21 protein-coding genes and 1 pseudogene are annotated in these 24904 nt (G+C 75.2%); 13 read left to right on the top strand and 9 right to left on the bottom strand.

The window, feature by feature from the left end; translation table 11 throughout:
• Window positions 1-121 precede the first annotated feature (121 nt).
• Window positions 122-970 carry a metallophosphoesterase family protein gene (locus WDV06_RS15600; RefSeq protein WP_395510344.1) on the bottom strand — a complete coding sequence of 283 codons (849 nt, stop codon included), beginning with the start codon at window positions 968-970 and terminating at the stop codon, window positions 122-124.
• Window positions 970-5511, bottom strand: a complete 4542-nt coding sequence (locus tag WDV06_RS15595; RefSeq protein ID WP_395510343.1) for an acyltransferase domain-containing protein — start codon at window positions 5509-5511, stop codon at window positions 970-972. The genes WDV06_RS15600 and WDV06_RS15595 overlap by 1 nt, the downstream gene beginning before the upstream one ends.
• Window positions 5512-5747: 236 nt before the next feature.
• Between WDV06_RS15595 and lpdA the strand changes: the two genes are divergently transcribed.
• Entirely contained in the window at window positions 5748-7139 is a 1392-nt protein-coding gene (gene lpdA, locus WDV06_RS15590) for a dihydrolipoyl dehydrogenase (RefSeq protein WP_395510342.1), read from the top strand.
• Window positions 7140-7193: 54 nt separating this feature from the next.
• On the opposite strand, the gene WDV06_RS15585 is transcribed toward lpdA, so the two are convergent.
• Complete coding sequence (locus tag WDV06_RS15585; protein ID WP_395510341.1) at window positions 7194-7682, bottom strand: anthrone oxygenase family protein; 489 nt, start codon at window positions 7680-7682, stop codon at window positions 7194-7196.
• Window positions 7683-7870: 188 nt separating this feature from the next.
• Here WDV06_RS15585 and gdhA point away from each other — a divergent pair, with 188 nt between their 5' ends.
• The 3 genes from gdhA to WDV06_RS15570 all read left to right on the top strand — a co-directional run bounded on the left by gdhA (window position 7871) and on the right by WDV06_RS15570 (window position 11696).
• Window positions 7871-9220 (top strand): NADP-specific glutamate dehydrogenase, encoded by a 1350-nt coding sequence (gene gdhA / locus WDV06_RS15580; protein WP_395510340.1) that lies wholly within the window; start codon window positions 7871-7873, stop codon window positions 9218-9220.
• Window positions 9221-9561: 341 nt separating this feature from the next.
• Complete coding sequence (locus WDV06_RS15575) at window positions 9562-10920, top strand: AMP-binding protein (RefSeq protein WP_395510339.1); 1359 nt, start codon at window positions 9562-9564, stop codon at window positions 10918-10920.
• Window positions 10917-11696, top strand: a complete 780-nt coding sequence (locus tag WDV06_RS15570; protein WP_395510338.1) for a thioesterase II family protein — start codon at window positions 10917-10919, stop codon at window positions 11694-11696. Before WDV06_RS15575 ends, WDV06_RS15570 begins: the two co-directional genes overlap by 4 nt.
• 52 nt (window positions 11697-11748) lie before the next feature.
• Here WDV06_RS15570 and WDV06_RS15565 read toward each other — a convergent pair whose 3' ends face one another.
• Window positions 11749-12171, bottom strand: a complete 423-nt coding sequence (locus WDV06_RS15565; protein ID WP_395510352.1) for a MarR family transcriptional regulator — start codon at window positions 12169-12171, stop codon at window positions 11749-11751.
• Between the two features lie 181 nt (window positions 12172-12352).
• Between WDV06_RS15565 and WDV06_RS15560 the strand changes: the two genes are divergently transcribed.
• Together WDV06_RS15560 and WDV06_RS15555 are read left to right on the top strand one after the other, a co-directional pair.
• A complete protein-coding gene (locus tag WDV06_RS15560) occupies window positions 12353-13153 on the top strand; it encodes an alpha/beta fold hydrolase (RefSeq protein ID WP_395510337.1) in 801 nt (266 codons plus the stop codon).
• A gap of 63 nt (window positions 13154-13216) precedes the next feature.
• A pseudogene (locus WDV06_RS15555) lies at window positions 13217-14023 on the top strand (DMT family transporter); the annotation flags it as partial.
• Here the strand turns inward: WDV06_RS15555 and WDV06_RS15550 are convergent.
• The 4 genes from WDV06_RS15550 to WDV06_RS15535 form a co-directional block, all read right to left on the bottom strand.
• On the bottom strand, window positions 13975-14508 hold the full coding sequence (locus WDV06_RS15550) for a helix-turn-helix transcriptional regulator (protein ID WP_395510336.1): 534 nt from the start codon (window positions 14506-14508) through the stop codon (window positions 13975-13977). The pseudogene WDV06_RS15555 and the gene WDV06_RS15550 overlap by 49 nt on opposite strands.
• Window positions 14509-14536: 28 nt before the next feature.
• Entirely contained in the window at window positions 14537-14947 is a 411-nt protein-coding gene (locus WDV06_RS15545) for a VOC family protein (protein WP_395510335.1), read from the bottom strand.
• Window positions 14948-15013: 66 nt separating this feature from the next.
• Window positions 15014-15682, bottom strand: a complete 669-nt coding sequence (locus tag WDV06_RS15540) for a nucleotidyl transferase AbiEii/AbiGii toxin family protein (protein WP_395510334.1) — start codon at window positions 15680-15682, stop codon at window positions 15014-15016.
• A 76-nt stretch (window positions 15683-15758) separates the two neighbouring features.
• A complete protein-coding gene (locus WDV06_RS15535) occupies window positions 15759-16217 on the bottom strand; it encodes a hypothetical protein (RefSeq protein ID WP_395510333.1) in 459 nt (152 codons plus the stop codon).
• A gap of 148 nt (window positions 16218-16365) precedes the next feature.
• Here WDV06_RS15535 and WDV06_RS15530 point away from each other — a divergent pair, with 148 nt between their 5' ends.
• Window positions 16366-17619: a sensor histidine kinase gene (locus tag WDV06_RS15530; protein WP_395510332.1), complete on the top strand. Its 1254-nt coding sequence runs from the start codon at window positions 16366-16368 to the stop codon at window positions 17617-17619.
• Entirely contained in the window at window positions 17610-18257 is a 648-nt protein-coding gene (locus tag WDV06_RS15525; protein ID WP_395510331.1) for a response regulator transcription factor, read from the top strand. The genes WDV06_RS15530 and WDV06_RS15525 overlap by 10 nt, the downstream gene beginning before the upstream one ends.
• 9 nt (window positions 18258-18266) lie before the next feature.
• Here the strand turns inward: WDV06_RS15525 and WDV06_RS15520 are convergent, their stop codons facing one another.
• Window positions 18267-19121, bottom strand: coding sequence for a helix-turn-helix transcriptional regulator (locus tag WDV06_RS15520; RefSeq protein WP_395510330.1), 855 nt, complete (start codon window positions 19119-19121; stop codon window positions 18267-18269).
• A 302-nt stretch (window positions 19122-19423) separates the two neighbouring features.
• Here WDV06_RS15520 and WDV06_RS15515 point away from each other — a divergent pair, with 302 nt between their 5' ends.
• The 5 genes from WDV06_RS15515 (at window position 19424) to WDV06_RS15495 (ending at window position 24904) form a co-directional block, all read left to right on the top strand.
• A complete protein-coding gene (locus tag WDV06_RS15515) occupies window positions 19424-19681 on the top strand; it encodes a hypothetical protein (RefSeq protein WP_395510329.1) in 258 nt (85 codons plus the stop codon).
• Window positions 19682-19756: 75 nt separating this feature from the next.
• The gene (locus WDV06_RS15510; RefSeq protein WP_395510328.1) at window positions 19757-20590 is read left to right on the top strand and encodes a thioesterase II family protein; all 834 of its coding nucleotides are present in this window, start codon (window positions 19757-19759) and stop codon (window positions 20588-20590) included.
• Window positions 20591-20631: 41 nt separating this feature from the next.
• Window positions 20632-21558: an isocitrate lyase/PEP mutase family protein gene (locus WDV06_RS15505; protein ID WP_395510327.1), complete on the top strand. Its 927-nt coding sequence runs from the start codon at window positions 20632-20634 to the stop codon at window positions 21556-21558.
• On the top strand, window positions 21555-22616 hold the full coding sequence (locus tag WDV06_RS15500) for a beta-ketoacyl-[acyl-carrier-protein] synthase family protein (protein ID WP_395510326.1): 1062 nt from the start codon (window positions 21555-21557) through the stop codon (window positions 22614-22616). The genes WDV06_RS15505 and WDV06_RS15500 overlap by 4 nt, the downstream gene beginning before the upstream one ends.
• Window positions 22613-24904, top strand: a complete 2292-nt coding sequence (locus tag WDV06_RS15495) for an iron-containing redox enzyme family protein (protein WP_395510325.1) — start codon at window positions 22613-22615, stop codon at window positions 24902-24904. Before WDV06_RS15500 ends, WDV06_RS15495 begins: the two co-directional genes overlap by 4 nt.

Genomic DNA, 24904 nt, shown 5'->3' with positions numbered 1-24904 from the left:
GTGCGACCCGCCATGGGTGCATCCGAATTTTCGGCCCCGGCGCACAGGAAAAGCCCGGCGGCGGGTAAAACAAAACTGGCCCATCGGTTTTTCCCGCCGCCGGCCGCCGTACCGCTTCCGCTCAGACCCCGCCCTCGCGCGGCCGCAGGACGTCCCGCAGCACACCGCGCGTCAGGCCCCGTACGCGCCGCTCGCGCGGGTAGCCGATGGAGACCTCGTCGAAGCGCACCCCGTCGTGGTACGTCGTCCGGGGGATGTGCAGGTGCCCGTAGACCACGGCCGCCGCCCGGTAGCGCAGGTGCCAGTCCGCCGTGAGGGTGGTCCCGCACCACTGCGCGAACTGCGGATAGCGCAGGACGTCGGTGGGCTCCCGGACCAGCGGGTAGTGGTTGACCAGAACGGTCCGCAGCGCCGGGTCCACCTCGTCCAGGCGGGCCCGCGTCCGCGCCACCCGGGCCCGGCACCAGCTGTCGGCGTCCGGGTACGGGTCGGTGTGCAGCAGGAACTCGTCCGTGCACACCACCCCCGACTCGTGGGCGGCGGCCAGCGACTGCTCCTTCGTCAGCCCCGGCGCCCGGAACGAGTAGTCGTAGTGGACGAAGAGCGGGGCGACGGCCACCGGGCCGCCCTCCCCCTCCCACACCGGGTACGGGTCCTCCGGGGTCAGCACGTCCAGGCCCCGGCACATCTCCACCAGGTGCCGGTAACGGGCCTCCCCGCGCAGGGAGACCTCGTCGTCCCGGGGCGTCCACAGGTCGTGGTTGCCCGGGGTCCACACCACCCGCGCGAAACGCTCCCGCAGCAGGCCCAGCGCCCACGCGATCTCGGACACCGTCTCGCTCACGTCCCCGGCCACCAGCAGCCAGTCCCGCGGGGAGGTCGGCACGATCTGCTCCTCGACCAGCCGCCGGTTCTCGGCGTGCACCACGTGCAGGTCGGACACGGCGAGCAGCCGCCCGGCCGCCGCCATCAGCGGGCCACCTTCCGCAGCCAGCGGTCCACGGTGGCGGCCACCGCGCCCGCGTCCGCGTCCAGCAGCGAGAAGTGGTCGCCCGGCACCTGCGCCACGTGGTCGGCGTACTCCCAGCCGCCCGCGGCCGAGGCCGCCGACTCGGCGGCGCGCACCAGCAGCGTCGGCGCCGCAGCCGGCTCGGGCGTCCAGTCGGCGAACACCCGCAGATGGCCGCCCATCGCCAGGAACCGCCCGTCGTCGGGCACCCCCAGCGGGCCGTCCGGGTCGAGGACCCGCTCCGTCAGCACCGCGAGCCCGTGGCGGCCCTCACCGCGCGCGTACGTGTCCAGCAGCACCACCGCCGCCGCCTCCCTCCCGATCTCCAGCAGCTCCCGGGCCACGGCGTGCGCGACCCAGCCGCCGGAGGAGTGCCCCAGCAGCACCGGCCGTGCCGCTCCCGCCGCCGAGGCGACCGCCTCCGCCTGCGCCCTCACCAGTGCCTGCCGACTGCGCGGCAGCACCGCCTCCCCCGCGAACCCGGGGTGCGCGAACACCGTCAGGCCCCGGCCGCCGGCCAGGGCCCCGGCCAGCGCCAGGTACTCGTGCGGGCCGGAGCCCGCGCCCAGCGACGGGAACGCGAACAGCCCCGCCGCGCCCCCCCGGTGGGGCGCCAGCTCGGCCGGGGCCGGCCAGTGCGCCACCCCGGCGCGGGAGTCGTAGCCGGGCACCAGTTCGGCCGCCGCCATCAGCAGCGCCACGCCCTCGGCGGTACGGCCCTGCGCGTGGGCGCCCCGCAACAGTCCGGCGAACGTGCCCCCGGCCCGCCGGGCGGCGTCCGCGGCCCGCGGCGCCCCGTCGAGCAGCCCGGCCAGGTGTCCGGCCAGCCGCGTCACCGAAGGATGGTCGAAGACGGCGAGCGGGGCGATCGTCAGCCCGGTCGCCCCGCACAGCGCACCGGCCAGCCGCCCGGCGGCCGCCGGCCGCAGGCCCAGCTCGGTGAACGGCCTTTCCACGGACAGCGCTTCGGCGCCGGTGTGCCCGAGCGCGGCGGCCGCGTGCCCGCGCACCAGGTCCGTCAGCACCGCCGTCCGCTCCCCGGCGGGCAGTGCCGCCAGCCGCTCGCGCGGCGAAACGCCCCCGGCGGACCACCGGTTGGCCGCCCGGCGCGGCGGTACGGGGACCAGGGCGCGCAGCAGCGCCGGTACGGGGCCGCCCGCGGCCCGCAGCGGGCCCGCGTCGGCGCGGGCGGAGACCAGGGTCAGGCTCCGCGCGAGCGCGTGCCCGAGCGGCGCCGGCCCGGCGGCCCCGGCGAGCGGCACCAGGCCCGCCGGGACTCCCTCGGGGTCGGCGCCCCAGCCCAGGACGGCCGCGGGCAGCCCGGCGGCCCGGCGGCGGGCCGCCAGCGCGGTGAGGAACGCCCCCAGGACGGCGGTCTCCTCGGCGCAGCCCGCGCCGACCACGCCCCCGACGGTGGTGACGAACGCCAGCGGCGTGCCGTGCCGGTCCAGGGCGAGCGCGGCGTCCACCGCGGCCTCCAGCGAGGGCCCCTCCGGCCCGGCCAGGTGGACGATGGCCGCCGCCTCCTCGCCGGGCCCCGCCAGCCGTACGCCGTGCCCCTCGACCAGCTGCCGGGCGGCTTCCCCGGCGCACGGGCCGTCGGAGGCACCGCTCAGCCGCACCGACTCCGGGCCGTCGGCCGCGAGGGCCCCCGCCGGGACGGGCTCGGCCCGCACCAGGCGCCGCGCGTAGGCGACGCCGTCGCGCAGCGCCAGTTCCGGCTCCGCACCGCCCAGCGCCCGCACCAGGGCCTTGCGGCTCGCGTCGCTGTCGTCCACGTCCACCAGGATGAGGCGGCGCGCGCCCTCCTCGGCGAGCCACGCCTGCACCGAGCGCACGAAGCCGCGTACGGCCGCCCCGGCCACGTCGGGCACGTCCTCGCCGGGCAGCACCGCCTCGGCGCCGCTCGTCACCACGGCCAGCGCCGTGTCCGCGCAGCGCTCGTCGGCCAGCCAGGCGCCCACCAGCTCGCGGGCCTCGCCCACCGCGGCCCGCACCAGGGCCCCGGACACCTCCCGCGGCGAGCCGTCCCACGTCAGCGGCGCCAGGACCAGCTCCGGCGGCGCGCCCGCGGCCGGCAGGTCCGCCGGCCCCGGATAGGCGGGCGTCCCGTCGCCGTCCGGCAGGACCGACGGGCCCCGCCCGCCGTCCCCCCGCACGCCGACCAGGGCCCGGGTCACCGAGGCCGCCGCCTCCGGGGCGTCGGCGGCCCGCTCCCACACCAGGTGCAGCGGGGTGACGGGCCGTCCGCCCCGGCCGGCGCCGTCCGGCACGGCCGACAGGGTCACCGTGGCGGCCGCCACCGGCCCGCCCTCGGCGTCCGCGAGCTCCAGCTCCACCACACCGAACGCCCCGCGCACGGCCCGCACCCGCAGGGAGGCGGCGCCCGTCGCGTACAGGGCCGCGCCGCTCCAGGCGGTGGGCGCCGACGCACCCTCCCCGGCGGCCAGTACCGGGTGCAGCGCGGCGTCCAGCAGGTCCGGGTGCAGGGCGTACGACCCGGCCTGCGCCACCCGGCCGTCCGGCAGCGCGGCCTCGGCGAAGAACTCCTCGCCCCGGCGCCAGGCCCGCTCCAGGGCGGGGTGCTCCCCGTCGACCTCCAGCGGTTCGGCACCCTCGGGCGGCCACGCGGTGAGACGGGGGCCGTCCTCCGGCCCGGCCGGCGCCCGGCGGGGGGCCAGCACCGCCGTCAGGTGCCGTACCCACGGCTCCTCCTCGCCCGCCGCCTCCGGCCGCGAGGCCACGGTGAGCCTGCGCCGGCCCGACCCGGCGGGGGCCTGCACGAGCAGCTGGAGCCGGACCCGGCCCCGCTCGGGCAGCACCAGCGAGGCCTCGGCGGTCGCCTCGGCGACCTCTGGCAGACCGATGGCCGCGCCCGCCGCGAGGGCCGCCTCCACGAGCGCGCCGGCGGGCACCTCGCCGCCCGCCGGCCAGGGGTGGGTGCGGGCGCAGACCGTCCCGGTGAACAGGACGGAGCCGGTTTCCGGGAGGTCCAGCCGGTACGCGGCCAGCGGATGACCCGTCGCGGTCATGCCGGTCGCGGTCGCGGTCGGGACCGGCTCCGTCCCCGCCCCCGTCGCCGTCTCCTCCTCGCTCTCCGTCCGTGCCTCCGTCTCCGTCTCCGTGCCCGCCCCTTCCTCGTCGGCGGCGTCCGCCGGGCGGCCGGCGTCCAGGGGGCCGGCGGGGATCCCCAGCGGGAGTCGGGCGAGGGCGCCGTGGACGTACAGGCTCGCGGTCGCGGTGAGCAGCGCCCGTACCTCGTCCCCCTGCCGGCACAGGGCCGGTACCAGGACGGCGGCCGCGCCGGCGTCCGCGAGGCAGGCGCGGGTCATGGCGGTCAGGAGACCCTCGGGACCCAACTCCAGGAAAGCGCAAGCCCCTTCGGCCTCCAGCGCACGGACGGCGTCCTGGAAGCGGACGGTCTCGCGGACGTGACGCACCCAGTACTCGGGGCGGGCGACGGCGTCCGTCACCAGGCCGCCGGTGAGGGCGGAGACGAAGGCGATCCGCGGCGGCCGGAAGTCCAGGCCGGCGACGGCCGCACGGAACTCCTCCAGCACCGGGTCCATCAGCGGGGAGTGGAAGGCGTGGCCGGTCGGCAGCACCTTGGACTTCACGTCCAGCTCGGCCAGCCGCGCCACCACCCCGCAGACGGCCTCGCGGGCGCCCGAGACGACGACGGCGTCGGGCCCGTCGACGGAGGCGATGGCCACGTCCGGGACGAGCAGCCGGGCGACCCGCTCCTCGCCCGCCGCGACGCGGACCATGACCCCGCCCGCAGGCAGGGCGTCCATGAGCCTCCCGCGCGCCGTGACCAGTGCGGCGGCGTCCGCCAGGGACAGCACCCCGGCGACGTGCGCGGCGGCGATCTCGCCCACCGAGTGCCCGCCGACGAACCGCGGCACCACGCCCCAGGCCTCCACAAGCCGGTACAGCGCCACCTCGACGGCGAACAGCGCGGGCTGCGCGGTGCCCGTCCGGTCCAGGGCGCCGGCGTCGTCCCCGAAGACGAGGTCCCGCAAGCCGTCACCGAGCTGCGCGCACACCTCGTCGAAGGCGGCGGCGAAAGCCGGGAACGCCTCGTACAGGCCCCGGCCCGTGCCCGGCCGCCGGCTGCCCTGTCCGGCGAAGAGGACGGCGAGGCCGCCCTCCCGCGTCGCGGAGCCGCGTACCAGACCCGGCGCCTGCCGGCCCAGGGCGAGGGCGTCCAGCCCGCGGGCCAGCTCCGCGCGGTCGGCTGCGACGACCACCGCCCGGTGCGCGAAGGCCGCGCCGGGGCCGGCGAGGGCCCGGCACAGGCCTGCGCCGGCCGCCGCGTCACCGTCCGCGTCCAGCCCGGCGCGCAGCCGCCGCGCCCGGGCGCGCAGGGCGTCCGGCGTGGTGCCGGAGACGGCGTACGGGAGCGGGTGCGGGAGGGGGCGCGGGCCCGGGTGCGCAAGCGCGGCCGGTCCGGAAGGCACGGCACCACCGCCCGGGAGCGAACCGCCCGTGTCTTCGGCCATCGTGTCGTGTTCACCCATCCGTAGTGCGACGAGGTGGTGCGGGGGAGATGGTGCACCACGCGGGTGGAGGCCGACTGGAGGGCGACTGCACCGCGCCGCACCGCGCGAGGCGTCCGTCCGGTGGCCATCGGACGGATGGCCCCAACCCGGTCCGCCCCAGGGGGAGATGAGAGCATGCCGGGAGGGCCGGTCCATGCGCCGGCCCGTGCCAGGGGAGACGAAAGGGCATCAGCAAAATGGAGAATTCCGCCGACGGCGTGTACGACGTGGTCATCCTCGGTGGCGGTAGCGGGGGCTACTCCTGTGCTCTGCGTGCGACCCAGCTCGGGCTGGACGTCGTCCTCATCGAGAAGGGCAAGCTGGGCGGTACCTGCCTGCACAACGGCTGCATCCCGACCAAGGCCCTGCTGCACGCCGGCGAGGTCGCCGACGAGCTGCGCCGCAGCGAGTCCTACGGCGTCCGGGCCGCCTTCGGGGGCGTCGACATAGCCGGGGTCCACGCGTACAAGGACGGTGTCATCGCCGGCCTCCACAAGGGCCTCCAGGGCACCCTGAAGGCGCGCAGGAACCTCACCCTGGTGGAGGGGGAGGGCCGCCTCGTCTCCCCGACCGAGGTCGAGGTCGGCGGCGTCCGCTACAAGGGCCGCCACGTCGTCCTCGCCACCGGCTCCCAGCCGCGTTCGCTGCCCGGCCTGACCATCGACGGCGACCGCGTTATCTCCTCCGACCACGCCCTGTTCCTCGACCGGATCCCCGAGTCGGCGATCATCCTGGGCGGCGGGGTCATCGGCGTCGAGTTCGCCTCCGCCTGGAAGTCCTTCGGCGTGGACGTCACCGTCGTCGAGGGCCTGCCCCACCTGGTGCCCGCCGAGGACGTGGACATCTCCAAGTCCCTGGAGCGGGCCTTCCGCAAGCGGAAGATCAAGTTCGAGGTGGGTTCGCGGTTCTCCGGCGTCGAGTACACCGAGTCGGGCGTCCGCGTCTCCCTGGAGAACGGCAGGCGGATCGAGGCCGAGGTGCTGCTCGTCGCCGTCGGCCGCGGCCCGGTCTCGGCCGGCCTCGGCTACGAGGAGGCGGGCGTCGCCGTCGAGCGCGGCCACGTCGTCGTGGACGAGCTGCTGCGCACCAGCCTCCCGACCGTCTCCGCCGTCGGCGACCTGGTCCCGACCCTCCAGCTGGCCCATGTCGGCTTCGCCGAGGGCATCCTGGTCGCCGAGCGCGTCGCGGGCCTGCCCGTGACCCCGATCGACTATGACGGCGTCGCGCGCGTCACCTACTGCGAGCCGGAGATCGCCTCCGTCGGCCTCACCGAGGCGAAGGCCAAGGAGCTCTACGGCGAGGACAAGGTCGTCGTCAGCAGGTTCAACGCGGGCAGCACCGGAAAGAGCAAGATCCTCAAGACGGCCGGTGACGTCAAGCTCGTCCAGCTCGCCGACGGCCCCGTCATCGGCCTGCACATGATCGGCTCGCGCATGAGCGAGCAGATCGGCGAGGCCCAGCTCATCTTCAACTGGCAGGCCCTGCCGTCGGAGGTGGCGAGCCTCGTCCACGCCCACCCGAGCCAGACCGAGGCCCTGGGCGAGGCGCACCTGGCCCTCGCGGGCAAGCCGTTGCACGTCCACGGCTGACGCGCGGCGGCCGGCACCCGCCGGGAGACGGGCCGGGGTCGACTCCCCGGCCCGCTACCCGTGCAGGACCAGGGCCCACACCAGCAGCCCGAACGCCGCCGTGCACAGCACCGTGCGCCCCGTGTTCGCCCGGACCCACGGGCCCTCGAACGCGCGGCGCACGGCCGCCGGGTCGGCGACGGCCTCCGCCGGACCGGCCTGCGCCAGGGCGTTGTTCAGCGGGATGTTCACCCGGGCGGTGAGGAGCACGGCCAGGGAGTACGCCACGAACGCCCCCGCCAGCGGCGCCGTCCCACCACCCCCGCCGCCCGCGAGCCGGAGGACCAGGGCGAGCCCGGTGAACACCAGCGCACCCACATAGCCCAACAGGAACCAGCCGTTGAGGATCGCCACGTTGATCCGCTGCATCGCCTCGACCACCGTCCGGTCGCCGGAGGCCCGCAGACCCGGCATCACCGCCACCGAGAACCCGTAGAACAGGCCGCTGACCAGCCCCGTCGTGATCGTCGCCGCGAGCAGCGCCGCGAACCGTGCCGTCTCCATGCAGGTCTCCCCCCTCGATCCCGCCGCCGTGCGCCGCACCCGCCGTGTGGTCGGGAACCAGCCACCCGACGGGACGGCGGATGGGGCCGGCCCAACTGGCGAGACGGTACCTCCTCAGGTACCCGGCGTACGGGTACCCTCCCGCGTGGGCCCGCACGCCCGCCCCTGACGCTGGAGAGGAATCCGACGTGACCGACCCGAAGCAGCGGCTGGACGTACTGAGGGCCGACATCGAGCGTCGCAACCCCGCCCAGCCCGAGTTCCACCAGGCCGTGCGGGAGGTCCTGGACACCCTGGCCCCCGTGTTCGCGGCGCGCCCCGAGTACGCCGAGGCCGGCCTCGTCGAGCGGCTCGTCGAGCCCGAGCGGCAGATCATCTTCCGGGTGCCGTGGACGGACGACCGCGGCCGCGTCCACGTGAACCGCGGCTACCGGGTGGAGTTCAACAGCGCGCTCGGCCCGTACAAGGGCGGCCTGCGCTTCCACCCGTCCGTGGACATCGGCGTGGTGAAGTTCCTCGGCTTCGAGCAGATCTTCAAGAACGCCCTGACCGGCCTCGGCATCGGCGGCGGCAAGGGCGGCAGCGACTTCGACCCGCACGGCAGGTCGGACGCCGAGGTGATGCGCTTCTGCCAGTCCTTCATGACCGAGCTGCACCGCCACATCGGCGAGCACACCGACGTACCGGCCGGCGACATCGGCGTCGGCGGCCGCGAGATCGGCTACCTGTTCGGCCAGTACCGCCGCATCACCAACCGCTGGGAGGCCGGTGTCCTGACCGGCAAGGGCCAGGGCTGGGGCGGCTCCGCGATCCGCCCCGAGGCCACCGGCTACGGCAGCGTCCTGTTCGCGAGCGAGATGCTGGCGGTCAGGGGCGTTTCCCTGGACGGCCTTACCGCCGTGGTCTCCGGCTCCGGCAACGTCGCCCTCTACACGATCGAGAAGCTCCAGCAGCTCGGTGCCAACCCGCTGACCTGCTCGGACTCCCAGGGCTACGTGGTGGACGACAAGGGCATCGACCTCGCGCTGCTGCGCCAGATCAAGGAGGTCGAGCGCGGCCGCGTCAGCGAGTACGCCGCCCGCCGCGGTCCCTCGGCCCGCTTCGTGCCCGGCGGCCGCGTCTGGGAGGTCCCGGCGGACGTGGCCTTCCCGTCGGCGACCCAGAACGAGCTGGGGGCCGACGACGCCCGCGCGCTCCTCGCGAACGGCGTCAAGGCGGTCTCGGAGGGCGCCAACATGCCCACCACCCCCGAGGCGGTCCACCTCTTCCAGGCCGCCGGCGTCGCCTTCGGCCCCGGCAAGGCCGCCAACGCGGGCGGCGTGGCGGTCAGCGCCCTGGAGATGTCCCAGAACGCGGGCCGCGCGGCCTGGTCCCGGGACCGCGTGGAGGACGAACTGGCGTCCATCATGCGCGAGATCCACCACGTCGCCCACGAGACGGCGGCCCGCTACGACGCCCCGGACGACTACGTGACGGGCGCGAACATCGCCGGCTTCGAACGCGTGGCGGACGCGATGCTGGCCCAGGGCGTCATCTGACCCCTTCCGCCCGCTCCTTCAGGCCCGCGCCCCCCGGGGGGCGCGGGCCCCGCGCTGTCCGGGGCCGGGCCACCGGAGGGCGGACCGCACCGTGGCCGCGGCGGCCTCGGCCACGCCCCGCACGACCCCCGCGAACCGTGTGCCGGGACGGCCGCCGGACCGGGCGAAGGCGGCGGCGATCCCCAGCAGCGCTCCGGCGGCGCACCCGAACGCGCCGACGGCCGCCGCCGACCGGCGCGACCGGGCCGCGCCCTCCCCTTCCCGGTGGGACGAGCCCCGCTCGGCCGGGAGTCCGGTCCGGCGACGTACCCTGGGCTCCCACCACCCCAGGGAGTGACCGCGTGCTGACCGCCCTAGACGGCACGTTCGGCGACCGTGCCGACGCCATCGCCGTAGCAGGCCGTACCGCCTCGTACGAGGAACTGCTGGGCGCCGCCCGCGCCGTGGCCGCCGACGTCGCCGGCGCGCCCGCCTTCGCCGTCACCGCGACCGCCTCCCTGGAGACCGTCGCCGCCGCCGTCGGCGGGCTCCTCGCCGGGGTGCCGTTCGTCCCCCTGCCCCCCGACGCCGGCCCCGCCGAGCGCGAGCACATCCTGCGGGACTCCGGCGCCGCCCTGACCACCGTCGACTTCGCCCGCCGCTCCGACACGACGACCGGGCCCCGCGCCGCCACGCCCCAGGACCCGGCGCTCATCCTCTACACCTCCGGCACCACCGGCCCCCCGAAGGGCGTGGTCCTCACCGCCGCCGCCCTCGCCGCCGACCTCGACGCGCTCGCCGCCGCCTGGCAGTGGACCGCCGAGGACACCCTCGTGCACGGGCTCCCGCTGTTCCACGTCCACGGCCTCGTCCTCGGCGTGCTGGGCGCCCTCCGCACCGGGAGCCGCCTCGTGCACACCGGCCGCCCGACCCCGCAGGCGTACGCCGCCGCGGGCGGCAGCCTGTACTTCGGGGTGCCGACCGTGTGGTCCCGCGTCGCCGCCGCGCCGGAGGCCGCCGCCGCCCTGTCCGGGGCCCGCCTCCTCGTCTCCGGCAGTGCCGCCCTCCCCGCCCCCGTCTTCCGCGACCTGGAGCGCCTGACCGGCCACCGGCCCGTCGAGCGGTACGGGATGACCGAGACCCTGATCACCGTCAGCGGCCGCGCCGGCGGCGAGGTGCGCCCCGGCACCGTCGGCACCCCGCTGCCCGGCATCCGCACGCGCATCGCCGCCGAGCCGGGCGCCGACATCGGCGAACTCCAGCTGACCGGGCCGACCCTGTTCGCCGGATACCTGGGCCGTCCGGAGGCGACCGCTGCCGCGTACACCGAGGACGGGTGGTTCCGTACGGGCGACATCGCGGCCGTCGATCCCGAGGACGGGGTCCACCGCATCGTGGGCCGGGCCTCCATCGACATGATCAAGTCCGGCGGCTACCGGATCGGCGCGGGGGAGATCGAGAACGCCCTGCTCGACCACCCCAAGGTGAGCGAGGCGGCCGTCGTCGGCGTCCCGGACACCGACCTCGGGCAGCGGATCGTGGCCTTCGTCGTCGCCGAGGGCGTCACCGGCGCCGAGCTGACGGACTTCGTGGCCGCGCACCTGTCGGTGCACAAGCGCCCGCGCGAGGTGCGCTTCGTCCCCTCGATCCCGCGCAACGCGATGGGCAAGCCGCAGAAGAAGCTCCTGCTGACGGACGCCCCGCACGGGACCGACCGGTGAGCGCCGCCCGCGGCACGACCGCCGACGACCCCTGGATCCGGCGCTTCCACCCGCCGGCCGCGCCCGGCACGGCACCGGTCCTCGTCGTCCTCCCGCACGCCGGCGGCAGCGCCTCCTTCTACTTCCCGCTCTCCCGCGACCTCGCCGCCCACGCCGAGGTCCTCACCGTCCAGTACCCCGGCCGCCAGGACCGGCTGGGGGAGCCGTCCCCCGACACCGTCGCGGGTTTCGTCGACGAGGTGCAACGCGCCCTGGAACCCTGGCGGGGCCGGTCCCTGGTGCTGTTCGGACACAGCATGGGCGCGGTCCTCGCGTACGAACTCGCGCGCCGCCTGGAGGCGTCCGGCGGCGGCGCGGGCCCGCGGGGCCTGGTCCTCTCCGGCCGCCGCTCCCCGCTGGTGGCGCGGCACGACGACCTCCACACCCGGGACGACGACGCCCTGCTCGCCCACGTCGGGGCACTGGCCGGGACCGACGCGGGGCTGCTGGCCGACCCGGAGCTGCGGGCGATGGTCCTGCCCGCGCTGCGCGGCGACTACAGGGCCGTCGGGACCTACCGCCACGAGCCGGGACCGCTGCTGCGCACGCCGGTCAGCGTGCTCTGCGGGGAGTCCGACCCGCGGACGAGCCTGTCCGAGGCCATGGCGTGGCGGGAGCTGACGGGGGCGGCCTTCACCTTCCGGGCCTTCCCCGGCGGCCACTTCTACCTGGCCGAGCACCACGAAGCGGTGGCCCGGGCCCTCGCGGACGACGTGGCGGCCTTCACGACGGCCTGACGGGCCGGACCGCCTGGCCTCCGGCGGCCTGACCGGGGACGGCCCGGCGGGCTCAGCGCGGCTGGTCGCCGCGCACCGCCAGGTGCCGGGCGAGCACCTCCAGGGCCGCCGTCACCTCCGGCAGCCGCTCTGCCCCGTCCTCGCCCAACGCCCGGGCGAGGGCCTCCTCGACCTTCGAGGCGCCCGCGGCCCGTACGGCGGCCACCCGCGCGGAGACCCCGGGGGCCTGCCGCACCAGTGTCCGGCGGCGGTCGGCGGGGTCGGGGGCCGTCTCCACCGAACCGGCCTCGCGCAGACGGGCGACGGCGCCCGAGACCTGGCTCTGCGGCAGCCCCGTGCGCTGCGCCGTCTCGCCGACGGTCGTGCCCGGGTGCGCGGCGATGTCCCCCGCGACGATGACGACGGAACGGGTGCCGCCCGCGTACTGCCCGGCTCCGCCGGGGGGTTCGGGCAGGGCTTCCTCGCCGAGCTTCATCAGGGCCCGGCCCAGCAGGAACAGTTCGATTCCATCCACCCGGCCACGTTACATCAGAAGAGATTCATCATCATTGATTCATCACTCTTGATGTATCGATGATGATGGGTTACCTTCGGGTCACGGAGCGGAAGCGGGACGAAGACCCGCACCGCCCGACCAGCGAAGGAGCGCCCTCGTCATGTCCGTCCCCCTCTACCACCGACTCCAGGGCTCCGGGCCCCTGTTGCTCATCTCCCAGAGCGGCGAGGGCGACGCCGACCGCACCGTCGACCTCGTCCCGCACCTCACCGACGCCTTCACCGTCCTGACCTACGACCGCCGCGGCCTGTCCCGCAGCCGTCCGGAGGAGCCCGGCCGGACCACCTCCCTCGCCGAGCACGCGGAGGACGTCTGCCGGCTGCTCGACGCCGTCACCGACGAGCCCGCCCTGATGCTCGGGTGCAGCATCGGCGCGGTCATCGGCCTGCACGTGGCCGTCCGGCAACCCGGCCGGCTGTCCACCCTCGTCGCCCACGAACCGGTCGCGCCGAGCCTGCTGCCCGCCGCCGACCGCGCCCGGCACGAGGCGGAACTGGCCGAGCTCCGGCACATCCACCGCGCGGCCGGACTTCCCGCGACCGTGCGGGAGGCCGCCCGGGTGCTCGGCATAGACACCAGCGGCAAGTACTCCGAACCGGGGCTCACACCGCAGCCGATGACCGAGCTGCGCCGCGCCAACTTCGCCTACTTCGTCGAGCACGACTTCTCGGCGGTCATCCAGGACGCCCTCGACCCGGCCGCCCTGGCCGCCACCCCGACCCGCATCATCCCCGCCGTCGGCGCCACCACCCCCGCCACCGTCTTCGACCGCGCCTGCGCCGCCGCACTGGCTGACCTGGTGGGCGAGGAGATACGCGTCTTCCCCGGCGGTCACAACGGCAACACCAGCCACCCGAAGGCCTACGCCGAACGCCTGCGCGCCCTGCTGACCGCGCCCTGACACGGCCTCATCGCGCGGGAATTCGCGTAGGCAAGGCCGATATCCATCAATACATTGACGGGCATGGACCAACCGGCTGGCGACTCCAGCATCGACCACCGCGCCCTCACGGCCGCCTCCGTCACCGTCGCGCTCTGGGCCTCCGCGTTCGTCTCCATCCGCGCGGCGGCCGAGCACTACGGCCCCGGCGCACTCGCCCTCGGCCGCCTCCTCACGGCCTCGGTCGCCCTGGGAGCCGTCCTGCTGGTCAAACGGGTACCGCTGCCGCCCCGTCAGGCGTGGCCGGGGATCCTGGCCTCCGGGGTGCTCTGGTTCGGGCTGTACATGGTGACGCTGAACTGGGGCGAGCAGGGCGTCGACGCCGGCACCGCCGCCATGGTCGTCAACATCGGGCCGATCGTCATCGCCCTGCTCAGCGGCTGGCTGCTGAAGGAGGGGTTCCCGCCGAGGCTGCTGGCCGGGATGGGCGTCTCCTTCGCCGGGGCCGTGGTCGTGGGGATGTCCACCTCCAAGGGCGGAACCTCCTCCCTCACCGGGGTCCTGCTCTGCCTGGTCGCCGCGCTCGCCTACGGGGCCGGGGTGGTCTCGCAGAAGCCCGCTCTGCGGCACGCCGACCCGATCCAGGTCACCACGTACGGCTGCTTCGTGGGCACGGCCTGCACCCTGCCCTTCGCCGGCCAGCTCCTCACCCAGCTGCCGCAGGCGCCCCTGTCGGCCACGCTCAACATGGTCTACCTGGGCCTCTTCCCGACCGCCCTCGCCTTCACCACCTGGACCTACGCCCTGTCCCGCACCACGGCCGGCAGGATGGGCGCGACGACCTACGCGGTCCCGGCGGTCGTCGTCCTCATCGCCTGGGCCGCCCTGGACGAGATCCCGGGCTGGCTCACCCTCCTGGGCGGCGCGATCTGTCTGACCGGTGTGGCGGTCTCCCGCAGCCGCCCGGCCCCCGGGAGGAGGACCGTCCCGGCGGCGAGATGACCGGCGGACGCCCGGCGCCGGTACGCGCCCGGCGGCATGCCGACCAGCTCGGTGAAGCGGGCGGTGAACGCGCCGGGCGACGCGCAGCCGACCGCGGAACAGACCTCGGTGACCCCGAGGTCGCCCCGCCGCAGCAGCGCCGCCGCCCGCTCGACGCGACGCGTCATCAGGTACGCGTACGGCGACATGCCGTAGGCCTCCCGGAACCGCCGGCTCAGGTCCCCGGCGGACAGGTGCTCCTCGCGGGCGAGCGCCTCCACGTCCAGCGGCCGCGCGTACCGGCCGTCGATCCGGTCGCGGACGCGGCGCAGCCGCGCGAGATCGGCCAGGCGCTGCGCCTGGACGCGTGCGCGCCCCCATTCGGGCTTGCACATGGGAACCCTCCCCTTCGCCGGCGCGGGCTCAGCGCACTTCCTGGATGCGGACCAGGTTGCCCGCCGGGTCGCGGAAGGCGCAGTCGCGGACCCCGTACGGCTGCTCGGTCGGCTCCTGGACGACCTCGGTGTCACCGGCCTGCACCTTCTCGAACACGGCGTCGAGGTCCGGGGTGGCCAGCAGGATCCACCCGTAGGTGCCCTTGGCCATCATCTCGGTGATCGTGCGGCGTTCGTCCTCGGTGATGCCGGGGTCGGTGGCGGCCGGCGCCAGCAGGATCGACGTGCCTGCCCGGCCGGCCGGGCCGACCGTGATCCAGCGCATCCTGCCCTGGCCGACGTCGCTGCGGACCTCGAAGCCGAGGACGTCGCGGTAGAAGGCGAGCGACGCGTCCGGGTCGTCGTGCGGGAGGAAGGTCGTGTGAATGGTGATGTCCATGACGAGCAGGCTAGAGGCGGCAGGGCGCACCGCGCTTCTCGAATCCTGATCGTTCGCGACGTTCCGTCAGGGCTGCTCGTCCCGGTCGTCGGCCAGCCTCGGTTCGAGGTCGGCGACCCAGTCCCGGGCCCAGGCGCGCAGGACCGCGGTGGCGTCGTCGTCGAGGCCGTACGCGGCGAACTCCTCGTCGTCGTACCAGTCGGCGCCGGCCAGGCGGTCGCGCAGGTCGTCGAGGCGGAAGGCGCCGCGGCCGTGGCGCAGGCCGAGGCGTTCGAGTTCCGGGAGGCTGCGGTGCGGGGCGGCGGCATGGACGTCGATGAGGTCGCGGACCGCACCCCGGTCGGCGAGGGCGCGGACCTTCGTGCCGATGACGTCGTCGAAGGCGAGCACCGGTCCGTACGGGGTGGCCCGGGGAGCGGCCCAGAGGTTCTCCTTGAGGACGTCGACCCCGCACCGCCCGCCGTCCCCGCGGTCGGTGGCCATCAGCCGGGCGGACAGCGGGTCCACGCCGATGACGGTGATGTGCCACCCGCCGTCGGCCAGTTGACGGGCGAGGTCGGCGGCGATGTCCGCCATGGGGGCGGGGTTCTCCGTGGCGACGTCGAGGTCCTGGCTGGCCCGCTCGACGAGGCCGTGGGCCTGGACGGCGTAGCCGCCCGTGATGACCAGGGGGTACGGGCTGCCGATGGTGATCACGTCGGCGAGCAGCCGACGGTGGAGGGCGGTGAGGTTCACGCAGCGGTGCTCGGCCGGCCGGCCGGGTGGGACGTCGGTGCCATGCGCCCAGCATCCCGTATCAACAAGGCCGGGTTCAGGGCTTCTTGGGGAATGCACCCCGCAGGGCCGGGCCGCGCAGCGCCAGGGCGACGCGCAGGACCGGGAGGACGCACAGGGTCTGCAGCGCCGCGTACCACCAGGGGCAGACGCCCGGGATCAGGTCCACGCCGACGATCGCGACCGGGAAGACGACGGTGAGCGTGCGCAGCCGCTCGAAGGCGGGGCGCGAGCCCAGGGCGGTGGAGGCCGCCAGGCGGTGGAGGAGGAGGGCGATGAGGGGGAGGAGGGCCGCGCGGGTCCACATGAACGGGTTGACCATGTGGCCGGCGGCCGCCACCGCGACGACCGCGAGGAGGGCCGCGGTGGCGGCGGCGCCGTAGACGGTGATGCAGGTCCGCGTCGTGCCGAGGGCGGCCCGGGCGCCCGGGGTGTCGAGGAGGGCCGGGTCGGTGGTGTTCGTCTTCTTCGTCTTCGTGGCTGCCGTGGTGTCCATGGTCACGACGCTACGGAGCGGCCGCGGCGCGCGGTATCGGCCTGGACCCACAGGGGGGTGGGTCCAGCCCCACTCCCGGTCCGGGCCGGGGCTTCGCGGGGCGCGGGCCGTGCACAGTGGGGGAGTGGACCGGAGACGAGGGGGAGTCATGCGACGTGCGGGTTCGTGGGCGGTGCGGGCCGGGGCGGGGTTCGGCCGGGCGTGCGTCGCCGCGGCCGTCTGCCTGCTGGTGCCGGCGGTGTGGGCCGCCGCCGTGGGGCTGGCGGTGTGGTGCGGGGCCGCGCACCCGTGGTCGTGGATCGGACCGGCGGTGATCGTGTGCGCGGGCACCCTCGCCCTGGCCCGGACCGTCTGCCGGGCGGTCCGCTCCCTCGTCGCGCGGTGGACCGGGACCGCGATACCCGCCGGGTACCGGGAGCCCGGGCCGGTGATGCAACTGTCCACCGGGTACTGGTGGAACGGCTTCAGTTACGAGCGCAGCCGCCGCGACGCCGTCATGGACCAGCGGATGCGGCTGTGGTGGAGCGACCCCGCCACCTGGCGCGACCTGCGCTTCGCCGTCATCGCCCCGTTCACCGCCGGGGTGGTGGCCGCCGTCCCGCCGGCCGCGCTGGCCGTCGCGGTCCTCGGCCTGGCCGGCTCCGGGACCGCCGCCCGTCCCACCGGGGCCGGCGCGCTGGCCGTCGCCGTCGGCTGCGCCCCGTACGCCTGGCGGTCCCTGCACCGGGTGGCCGTCCGCTTCCTGGCCCCCTCGCGCGCGATGGTGCTCGCCGAACGCGTGGACGAGCTGACCTCCCAGCGCGCCGACGCCACCGTCGCGCAGGCCGCCGAGATCCGCCGCATCGAGCGGGACCTCCACGACGGGGCGCAGGCCCGCCTCGTCGCGCTCGGGCTCGCCCTGGCCACCGCCGAGGCGCTGATGGACCGGGACCCCGAACAGGCCAGGGCGCTGATGCGGGAGGCGCGGGCCGGGGCCGCCGCCTCGCTGACCGAACTCCGCGAGCTCATCCGGGGGATCAGCCCGCCCGTCCTCAGCGAGCGCGGGCTCGTCGACGCCGTCCGCGCGCTCGCCCTGGACGTCCCCCTCGACGTGGCCGTCCGGGCCGGCGGGCCGCTGCGCCTGGATCCGCCGATCGAGTCCGCCGTCTACTTCGGCGTCGCCGAGCTCCTCACCAACGCGGTCAAGCACGCCGGGGCGGCCCGCGCGCACGTCTCCCTCGTACGGGACGAGAACGGCCTCGTGGTGGAGGTCGAGGACGACGGCCGGGGCGGCGCCGACGCCCGGCCCGGCGGAGGGCTCGCGGGCCTGGGCCGCCGCCTCGCCGCCTTCGACGGAACCCTGGCGATCACCAGCCCCCACGGCGGGCCGACCCGTGTCAGGATGGCCGTGCCATGCGCATAGCCGTAGCCGAAGACCTGTACCTGCTGCGCGACGGGATGGTCCGCCTGATCGAGGCGTTCGGGCACGAGGTGGTGGCCACCGCCGCCACCGGGCCCGAGACCCTCGACGTCCTGCGGACGCACCGGCCCGACGTGTCCGTCGTCGACGTCCGCATGCCCCCGACCCAGTCGGACGAGGGCCTGCGCGCGGCGCTCACCGCCCGCGCCGAGATCCCCGGCCTGCCGGTGCTCGTCCTCTCCCAGCACGTGGAGCAGCTCTACGCCCGCGAACTGCTGGCCGACGGCAGCGGGGGCGTCGGCTACCTGCTCAAGGAGAGCGTGTTCGACGCCGACCAGTTCATCGGCTCCCTGGAACGGGTCGCGGCGGGCGGCACCGCCATGGACCCGGCCGTCATCGCGAAGCTGCTCAGGGGAGGCGCCCCCGACCGGGGGCTGGAGCGCCTCACCGAACGGGAGCGTTCCGTACTGGGCCTGATGGCGGAGGGCCTGTCCAACCACGCCATTGCGCGCCGCCTGTTCCTCAGCGAGGGCGCCATCAGCAAGTACACGACCTCGCTGTTCGGCAAACTCGGCATCACCGACGACGACGACACCAACCGCCGGGTCCGCGCGGTCCTCACCTACCTGAACGCGGCGTAGCCCGCCCCGTCACAGCACGTACGTGGCCTCGTTGCGGCCCAGGAGGTATCCGAGCTGTAATCGGTTGTGCGCGCCGAGTTCCTGCTTGATGGCCGCGATATGGGCCTGGAGGGAGCGCTCGCTGATCCCTATGCGGCGCGCGATGGCCTTGTCCGAGTACCCTTCCACCAGCAGCCGGCTGATCGACTCCCGGATCGCCGGGACCACCTCGTCGGCGGCCTTCGCGGCGTGCAGGGGCACGAAGGGAAAGGGCTTGGCCCGGTCCCAGGCCTTGTCGAACGTGTCGCGCAGAAATCGTACGATGGTCGGTTCGGTAATCGAGATCGCCGTGGTACGGTCCTCGTTCGCCGAAATGAAGGCGACGTCGTCCACGATGATCAGACGGTCGAAGAATTCTTCGAGCGTCCGTACTTGAGCGCCATATTCCGTTACGGCGCGGACGTATTCCTTCGTCGCCTCGTCGAATCTCGTGGTGTGCTGATACAGGGTCCGCATCGCGATGCCCGCCGAGATTTGCCGGCGTACGGATTCCAGCGCGTCCTTCAGCACCGCGCTCGGCCGCGCCCCATCGGGCTGTGCCGTCAGGATGTCGCGCCGGACCGAGCCCAGGGCCTCGTTGATCGCCGTCGAGATGCTGCCCAGGCCGTGCAGGTACCGCACGCCGGGCCCGACCACCTCCTCGGCCGGGGCTTCGGCGGCCGTCGCCTGCGCCGGGCGCGCCGCCTGCTGCGCGGCCTCCTGCGCGAGCAGGCCCAGGTGCGTTGCGAGTTCCCGCAAGAAGGCCTGCGGTTCCCCCGCCCCGGCCTTGCACAGCTCCTCAGGTGCACCGCTCTGTGCGGTTTTGACGTATTTGACTACGTCCACTACCCACCCCTGTCTGTCCGGTATGGAGCTGTTTGCGGCGGTTGAGACCCCGTGGGTTCCCGCAATGCGTAAACCGGAGCCATCGTAGGTCTAGTTCCTCTCAAGCGGGCAGGGGAGATTTGGTCTCACCGCAGGAACGAACACCGAGAAGGCGCACCGGAGATCGAGACCACCCGGCTACCGCCTCGGTTTGGCGTTCCAGGAATGTCCAAACGCGAAACGACTTGAGGGGACTGGGCAAAATGGGGAAGAACCGCATGGTGACTCGTCCGGCCAACCGCGTTTCGGGAATCCGCCGACGCGTGGTTCTCGCGACGGCCGGCGTGGCCCTCGGGCTCGGCACGGCGGTCACCGGCTTCGCCACCCAGGCCGCCCAGGACGCCTCCCCCGCGGGCGGCGTCAGCCACCTGCGCTCCGGCGACGTCGGCTGGAACCTCGTGAACCCGCACGTCGCCGCCGGTGAGAACGGTGAGACGGACGACGTCGGCTGGAACAACCCGCAGCCCGGGACGACCCCCGCGCCCACCCCCACCTCCACCAACGACGTTGGCTGGAACTGATCGCCCACCGACGCCCCGACTTGCACTGCATCACCTCCCGCCACTGACCGACCGGCAAAGGAATGGCTGATCCTCGTGGTTGCCTCCCCCTGGTTCCTGACCTCCGAGACCGCCGCAGGCCCCGCCCCCGCCGCCGTCCGCGTCTACTGCTTCCCGCACGCCGGCGGGAACCCCCGCACCTTCCTCGGGTGGCAGCCCGCCCTGGAGGGCGAGGCGCTGCTCGCCGCCGTCTGCCCGCCCGGCCGAGGCCACCGCTTCCGCGAGCCGGCCCCCGCCTCCCTCGCCTCCCTCGCCGACGGCGCCGCGGCCGCCATCGCCGACGACACCCCCGGCCGGCGCCCCTTCCTCCTGTTCGGCCACAGCTTCGGCGCGGCCCTGGCCTTCGAGGTGGCCCGCCGGCTGGACGGCGCACGCGGATTCGCCGGCCTCGTCGCCTCCGGCTGCGCGGCCCCCTCGCTGCTGCCCACCCCCCGCGTCGTCGAGACGGCCCGGCTGGAGGGCCGCGCCTTCGCCGAGGCCGTCGGGTACTTCGGGGGGCTGCCGCCCGAGGTGCTGGAGGACGAGGCCGTGCAGGAACTCCTCCTGCCCCACCTGCGGGCCGACTTCCGCATGGTCGCCGCCCACCGCTACCGCCCGGGCCCGCCCCTGACCGTCCCGGTCACCCTGCTCAACGGCACGAACGACCCGCACGTCGACCCCGCCGCGCTCGACCCCTGGTCCCGCGAGTGCGCCGCCCCGCCCGAGCGCCACTGGGCCGTCGGCGGCCACTTCTACTTCGAGGACCGGCCGGACGCCGCGACCTCCCTCCTGCGTTCCCTCGCCCACGAGGCGGCCGTGGCCGCGAAGGTGACGAGGCCGGTCGCTTCCGGACCGATCGTCCCTGGTGATGAGTACGTTGAGCTGATCTGACGACCCGCCCGACGTACGACGCCACCCCTGCGAGGACACCCATGAGCCACACCCGCCCCAGCACCGACCCCGCCGCCCGGCTCCGGCGCGGCGAGGCCTTCCGGGACCTGCACACCCGCCCCGGCCCCTTCGTCGTCCCCAACCCCTGGGACGCCGGCACCGCCCGCATCCTGGCCTCCTTCGGCTTCGCCGCCCTCGCCACCACCGGTGCCGGCCTCGCCCACAGCCTCGGCCGCCCCGACGGTGCCAACCGGCTGACCCGGGCGGAACTCCTCGCGAACGCCACCGCCATCGTGGACGCCACCGGACTGCCCGTCACCGCCGACCTGGAGAGCGGCTTCGGCGAGCGGCCCGAGGACGTCGCCGAGACCATCCGGCTCGCCGCCGCGGCCGGCCTGTCCGGCGGCTCGATCGAGGACGCCACCGGCCGCGACGAGGACCCGCTGCGCCCCCTCGACGAGGCCGTCGAACGCGTCGCCGCCGCCGTCGAGGCAGCCAAGGGGCTCGACTTCCCCTTCACCGTCACCGCCCGCGCCGAGAACTTCTTCCTGGGCCGCCCCGACCTCGACGACACCATCCGCCGCCTGCGCGCGTACGAGGCCGCGGGCGCCGACGTGCTCTACGCCCCGGCCCTGCCCGACGCCGAGGCGATCCGCGCCGTCTGCTCCGCCGTCTCACGGCCCGTCAACGTCCTGATGACGGGCGCCCTGAAGCTCTCCGTCGCCGAACTCGGCGCCCTCGGCGTCCGCCGGATCAGCACCGGATCCGCCCTGTCCCGCGCCGCGCTCGGCGCCCTCACCCGCGCCGCCCGCGAGATCACCGGGTCCGGCACCTTCGGCTTCGGCGCGGACGCCCTCCCGTACGCCGAGGCCAACGCCCTGCTGGCCGCCCCGCCCGCCACCGGGTCCGCCGCCCCCGCCCCGAACGCCCCGTCCGCCGCCGACCGAGAGAGCGATCCGGCACCGTGAGCCTTCCGTACGCGACACCCACCGCGCCCGCCGGCCCGGGGGACCGACCGGCCCCCGGCGCCGTCCACCTGTCCGCGCCCCGCTACGTCCTCGGCGAGCTCCGCTGCGACCACACCACCATCGAGGGCCTGCGCGAGCGGGCCCGCCGATTCGGCATGCCGCCGCGCGCCGAACTGTGGGGCTGGGGCTCGGTCCACCGCACGGCCAAGTCCCTGGAGACCCTCGCCGCCGAGACCGCCCGTGCCACCCTCGACGGCGCGGGCGCCGCCCCCGCCGACGTGGACTGCCTCATCCTGTGCTCCACCCGCTTCCCCGGCGGCCCCCGCACCCACGGCGCCTTCGTCGAGAACGTCATGGCCGCCACCGGGCTCGGCACCGCCGCCTTCACCGGCCTCACCCTCGGCCGCTGCGCCAACCTCCTCGCCGGGATCCGCACCGCGCAGGCGTACGTGGCCTCCGGCATGCACCGCACCGTCATGGTCGTCACCGCCGACCGGATCACCGACGAGTCCGTCCGCATGGAGAACTTCGCCCTCTTCAGCGACGGCGCCGCCTCCTGCCTCATCAGCGCCGACCCGCTCGGCCCCGACGCCTACGAGGTCGTCGCGGGCGCCGGCGCCCAGGACCCGGCCGGACTCGACTGGTCCAACGAGATCAGCTCCGACCTCGCCCGCGAGGTCAACCGGCGGATCCTCGACGAGGCCGGCATGAAGACCGGAGACATCCACGGCGTGTTCCACGCCAACCTCCACAAGCCCCTCGTCGTCCTCAAGGAACGCCAGGCCGGCTTCACCCGCGAGCAGCTCTTCCTCGACAACATCCCGCGCGTGGGCCACTGCTTCGCCGCCGACCCGCTGATCAACCTCGTCGACCGCGCCCGGGACGGCGCCCTCAAGCCCCACGGGCACTACCTGCTGGCGTCCAGCGTCCCGGGCGTACGGATCGCCGTCCTGCTCCGCGCGCTGCCGACGGCCGCCCGCACCCCCGGCGCTCCGCCCTCCGACCCGACCGACCCCGCGCCCCGAACCGCGACCGCACCCGAAGGACTTCCGGCATGAGCGCGCCCCTCACCCCCGACGAGGAAACCTCCCTCGACATGGCGCGCAGTTACTACGCGCCCGCCTTCTCCCTCCCCGACCTCACCACCTCCCTGCCCTCCGGCCCCTTCGAGGCCTCCCCGGCAGGGGCCGCCGAAGCCGCCCGGATCACCGCCGGGCCGCCCGCCGGGCTCTTCCGGCGCCTGATCGCCGACCAGGAGAGCGAGGCCGTGCTGCTCGCCGCCCGCCGCGTCCTCGCCGCCTTCCTGGGCCCGGACGACGAGGACGCGGACGGGGGCACCGCCGCCCCCGGACCCGACGCCGACGCGGACGCCGTCGCCGCCCACGTCCTGGCCGCCCGCGCCGAACTCGCCGCCGTCCTCGGCCCGCTGCGCTCCCACCCCGACCCCGAGGTCCGCGCCGCCGTGCTGCGCCAGCGCGCCCCCCTCGCCCTGACCGGCGGCTGCTGGCTCGACACCCTCTCCCAGGCCGCCACCCAGCCCGCCGAGATCGTCGGCCGCCTCTTCGGCCAGCACTGGCTGCTCCAGGGCGAGGGCACCTCCGAGGCCGGCCTCCTCGGCCGCCGCCGCCGGGCCCTGATCGGCCACGGGGTCCACCTCCCCGGCGTGGAGTCCGCCGCCTTCCTCGACGAGGCCGGCGCCCGCCCGCTCACCGCTCTGCACGGAGCCTTCCACCTGGCCCTGTCCCGGCTGCCCGCCTCCTTCCTCCCCGAGGTCGTCGGCGTCCACTACGCCGCCCACGCCCTCGGCCTCGACGAACTCCTCCTCGGCACCGAGCCGATGCTCACCGAGAGCGACGTCCGGCCCGTGCTCGCCACCTACCTGGCCTTCACGAAGGACTCCCCGACCGGCCCCGCCGACCGCCGCCGCGCGCTGGCCGCCGTGCGCCTCCTGCTTCGCCTGGAGCGCGAGCACACCGCCGCCCTCGCCGAACTCGCCGCCTGGCACGACGGGCTGTCGCTGGACGCGAAGGTCGCCCGGATCGTCGAACGCCACGCCCCGCACGCCGGCCGCCAGCACCACTCCGTGCGCCTGGGCAACCGCCGGCTCACCGACTGGCTCGACACCGGCGACCTCGACGCCGCCGCCTTCGTCCGCGAACTGCGCGCCTCCCGCCGGCTGAAGCCCGCCCGCGACGGCGGCCCCTGCCGCTTCCTGAAGGCCGTCAAGTTCGGCGGCCCCATGTTCGGCGTCTTCGACGAGTCGGAGGCCGCCGTCCTCACCGCCTGGGCCCGCGCCGTAGCCGACGGCGAGCCCGCCGGGGCGGACCTCGTCCCCGCCACCGCCGGGGACGCGCCCGCCCGCCACTGGAGCGACCGGCTCGCCGCCGCCGACCCCGCCGACATCCTGGTGGGCGAACCCGAAGGCCCCGAGGACCACCGCCGGTTCTTCCACCGGCTCGTCAACTTCGAACACCACCCGAGCGTGCTGCCGCTCGCCCGCGCCCGCGCCGAGGCCGGCCTCGCCGAGGCCGAGATCCTCTTCGAGCACGGTGCCGAGGGCCTGCTCACCGACGCCTCCTGGTTCCCGTACACCCCCGAGGCCCTGCTGGAGCGGGTGGAGCGGATCTACCGGGACAAGCTCGTCGACCCGTACGAGCCGCTCGTCGAGATCCCCTCCCGCGACGAGGTGGTCTTCGAGCAGTCCACGTACGCGCTCGGCAGCCTCATCGACGGCACCTGGGCGCACCGCGTCGGCAACCTCGGCCGCCGCGGCCGGCGCAGCGACGACATGCTCTTCGCCATCTACGCCGACGAGATGGGCCGCGGCGACACCGCCAAGAACCACATCACGCTCATCCACCAGGTCCTGGCCAGCATGGACATGGACCTGCCGCACATCCGCCAGGAGGCCTTCCTGCACCAGGGCGACCTGCCCGACCACCTGTACGGCTTCTCCATCCACCAGCTCTGCCTGTCGCTCTTCCCCGACAGCCTCTACAACGAGATCCTCGGCTACAACCTGGGCATCGAGATGTTCGGCCTCGGCGCGATGCGGATGCACGAGATCCAGAAACTGCGCCGGCACGGCCTGGACGTCTCCTACGAAGAGGCCCACCTGTCCATCGACAACTTCTCCGCCGGCCACGCCCGCCAGTCCGCCGACATCGTCGTCGCCTACCTCGACGAGGTCCGCCACCTCTCCGGCGAGGAGGCCGTCCAGCGCGAGTGGCGGCGGATCTGGCGCGGCTACGCCTCCTTCGCCTTCTTCATCGAACACGCCCTGGTCAAACGGGTGCGCGCGGCCGCGGCCGAGGACGCGGGCACCCCCGTCGAGCTGGTCATCTGA

Source organism: Streptomyces racemochromogenes, assembly GCF_044129415.1.
Taxonomy (GTDB): domain Bacteria; phylum Actinomycetota; class Actinomycetes; order Streptomycetales; family Streptomycetaceae; genus Streptomyces; species Streptomyces racemochromogenes_A.
This window is presented reverse-complemented; position numbering and strand designations above follow the sequence as displayed.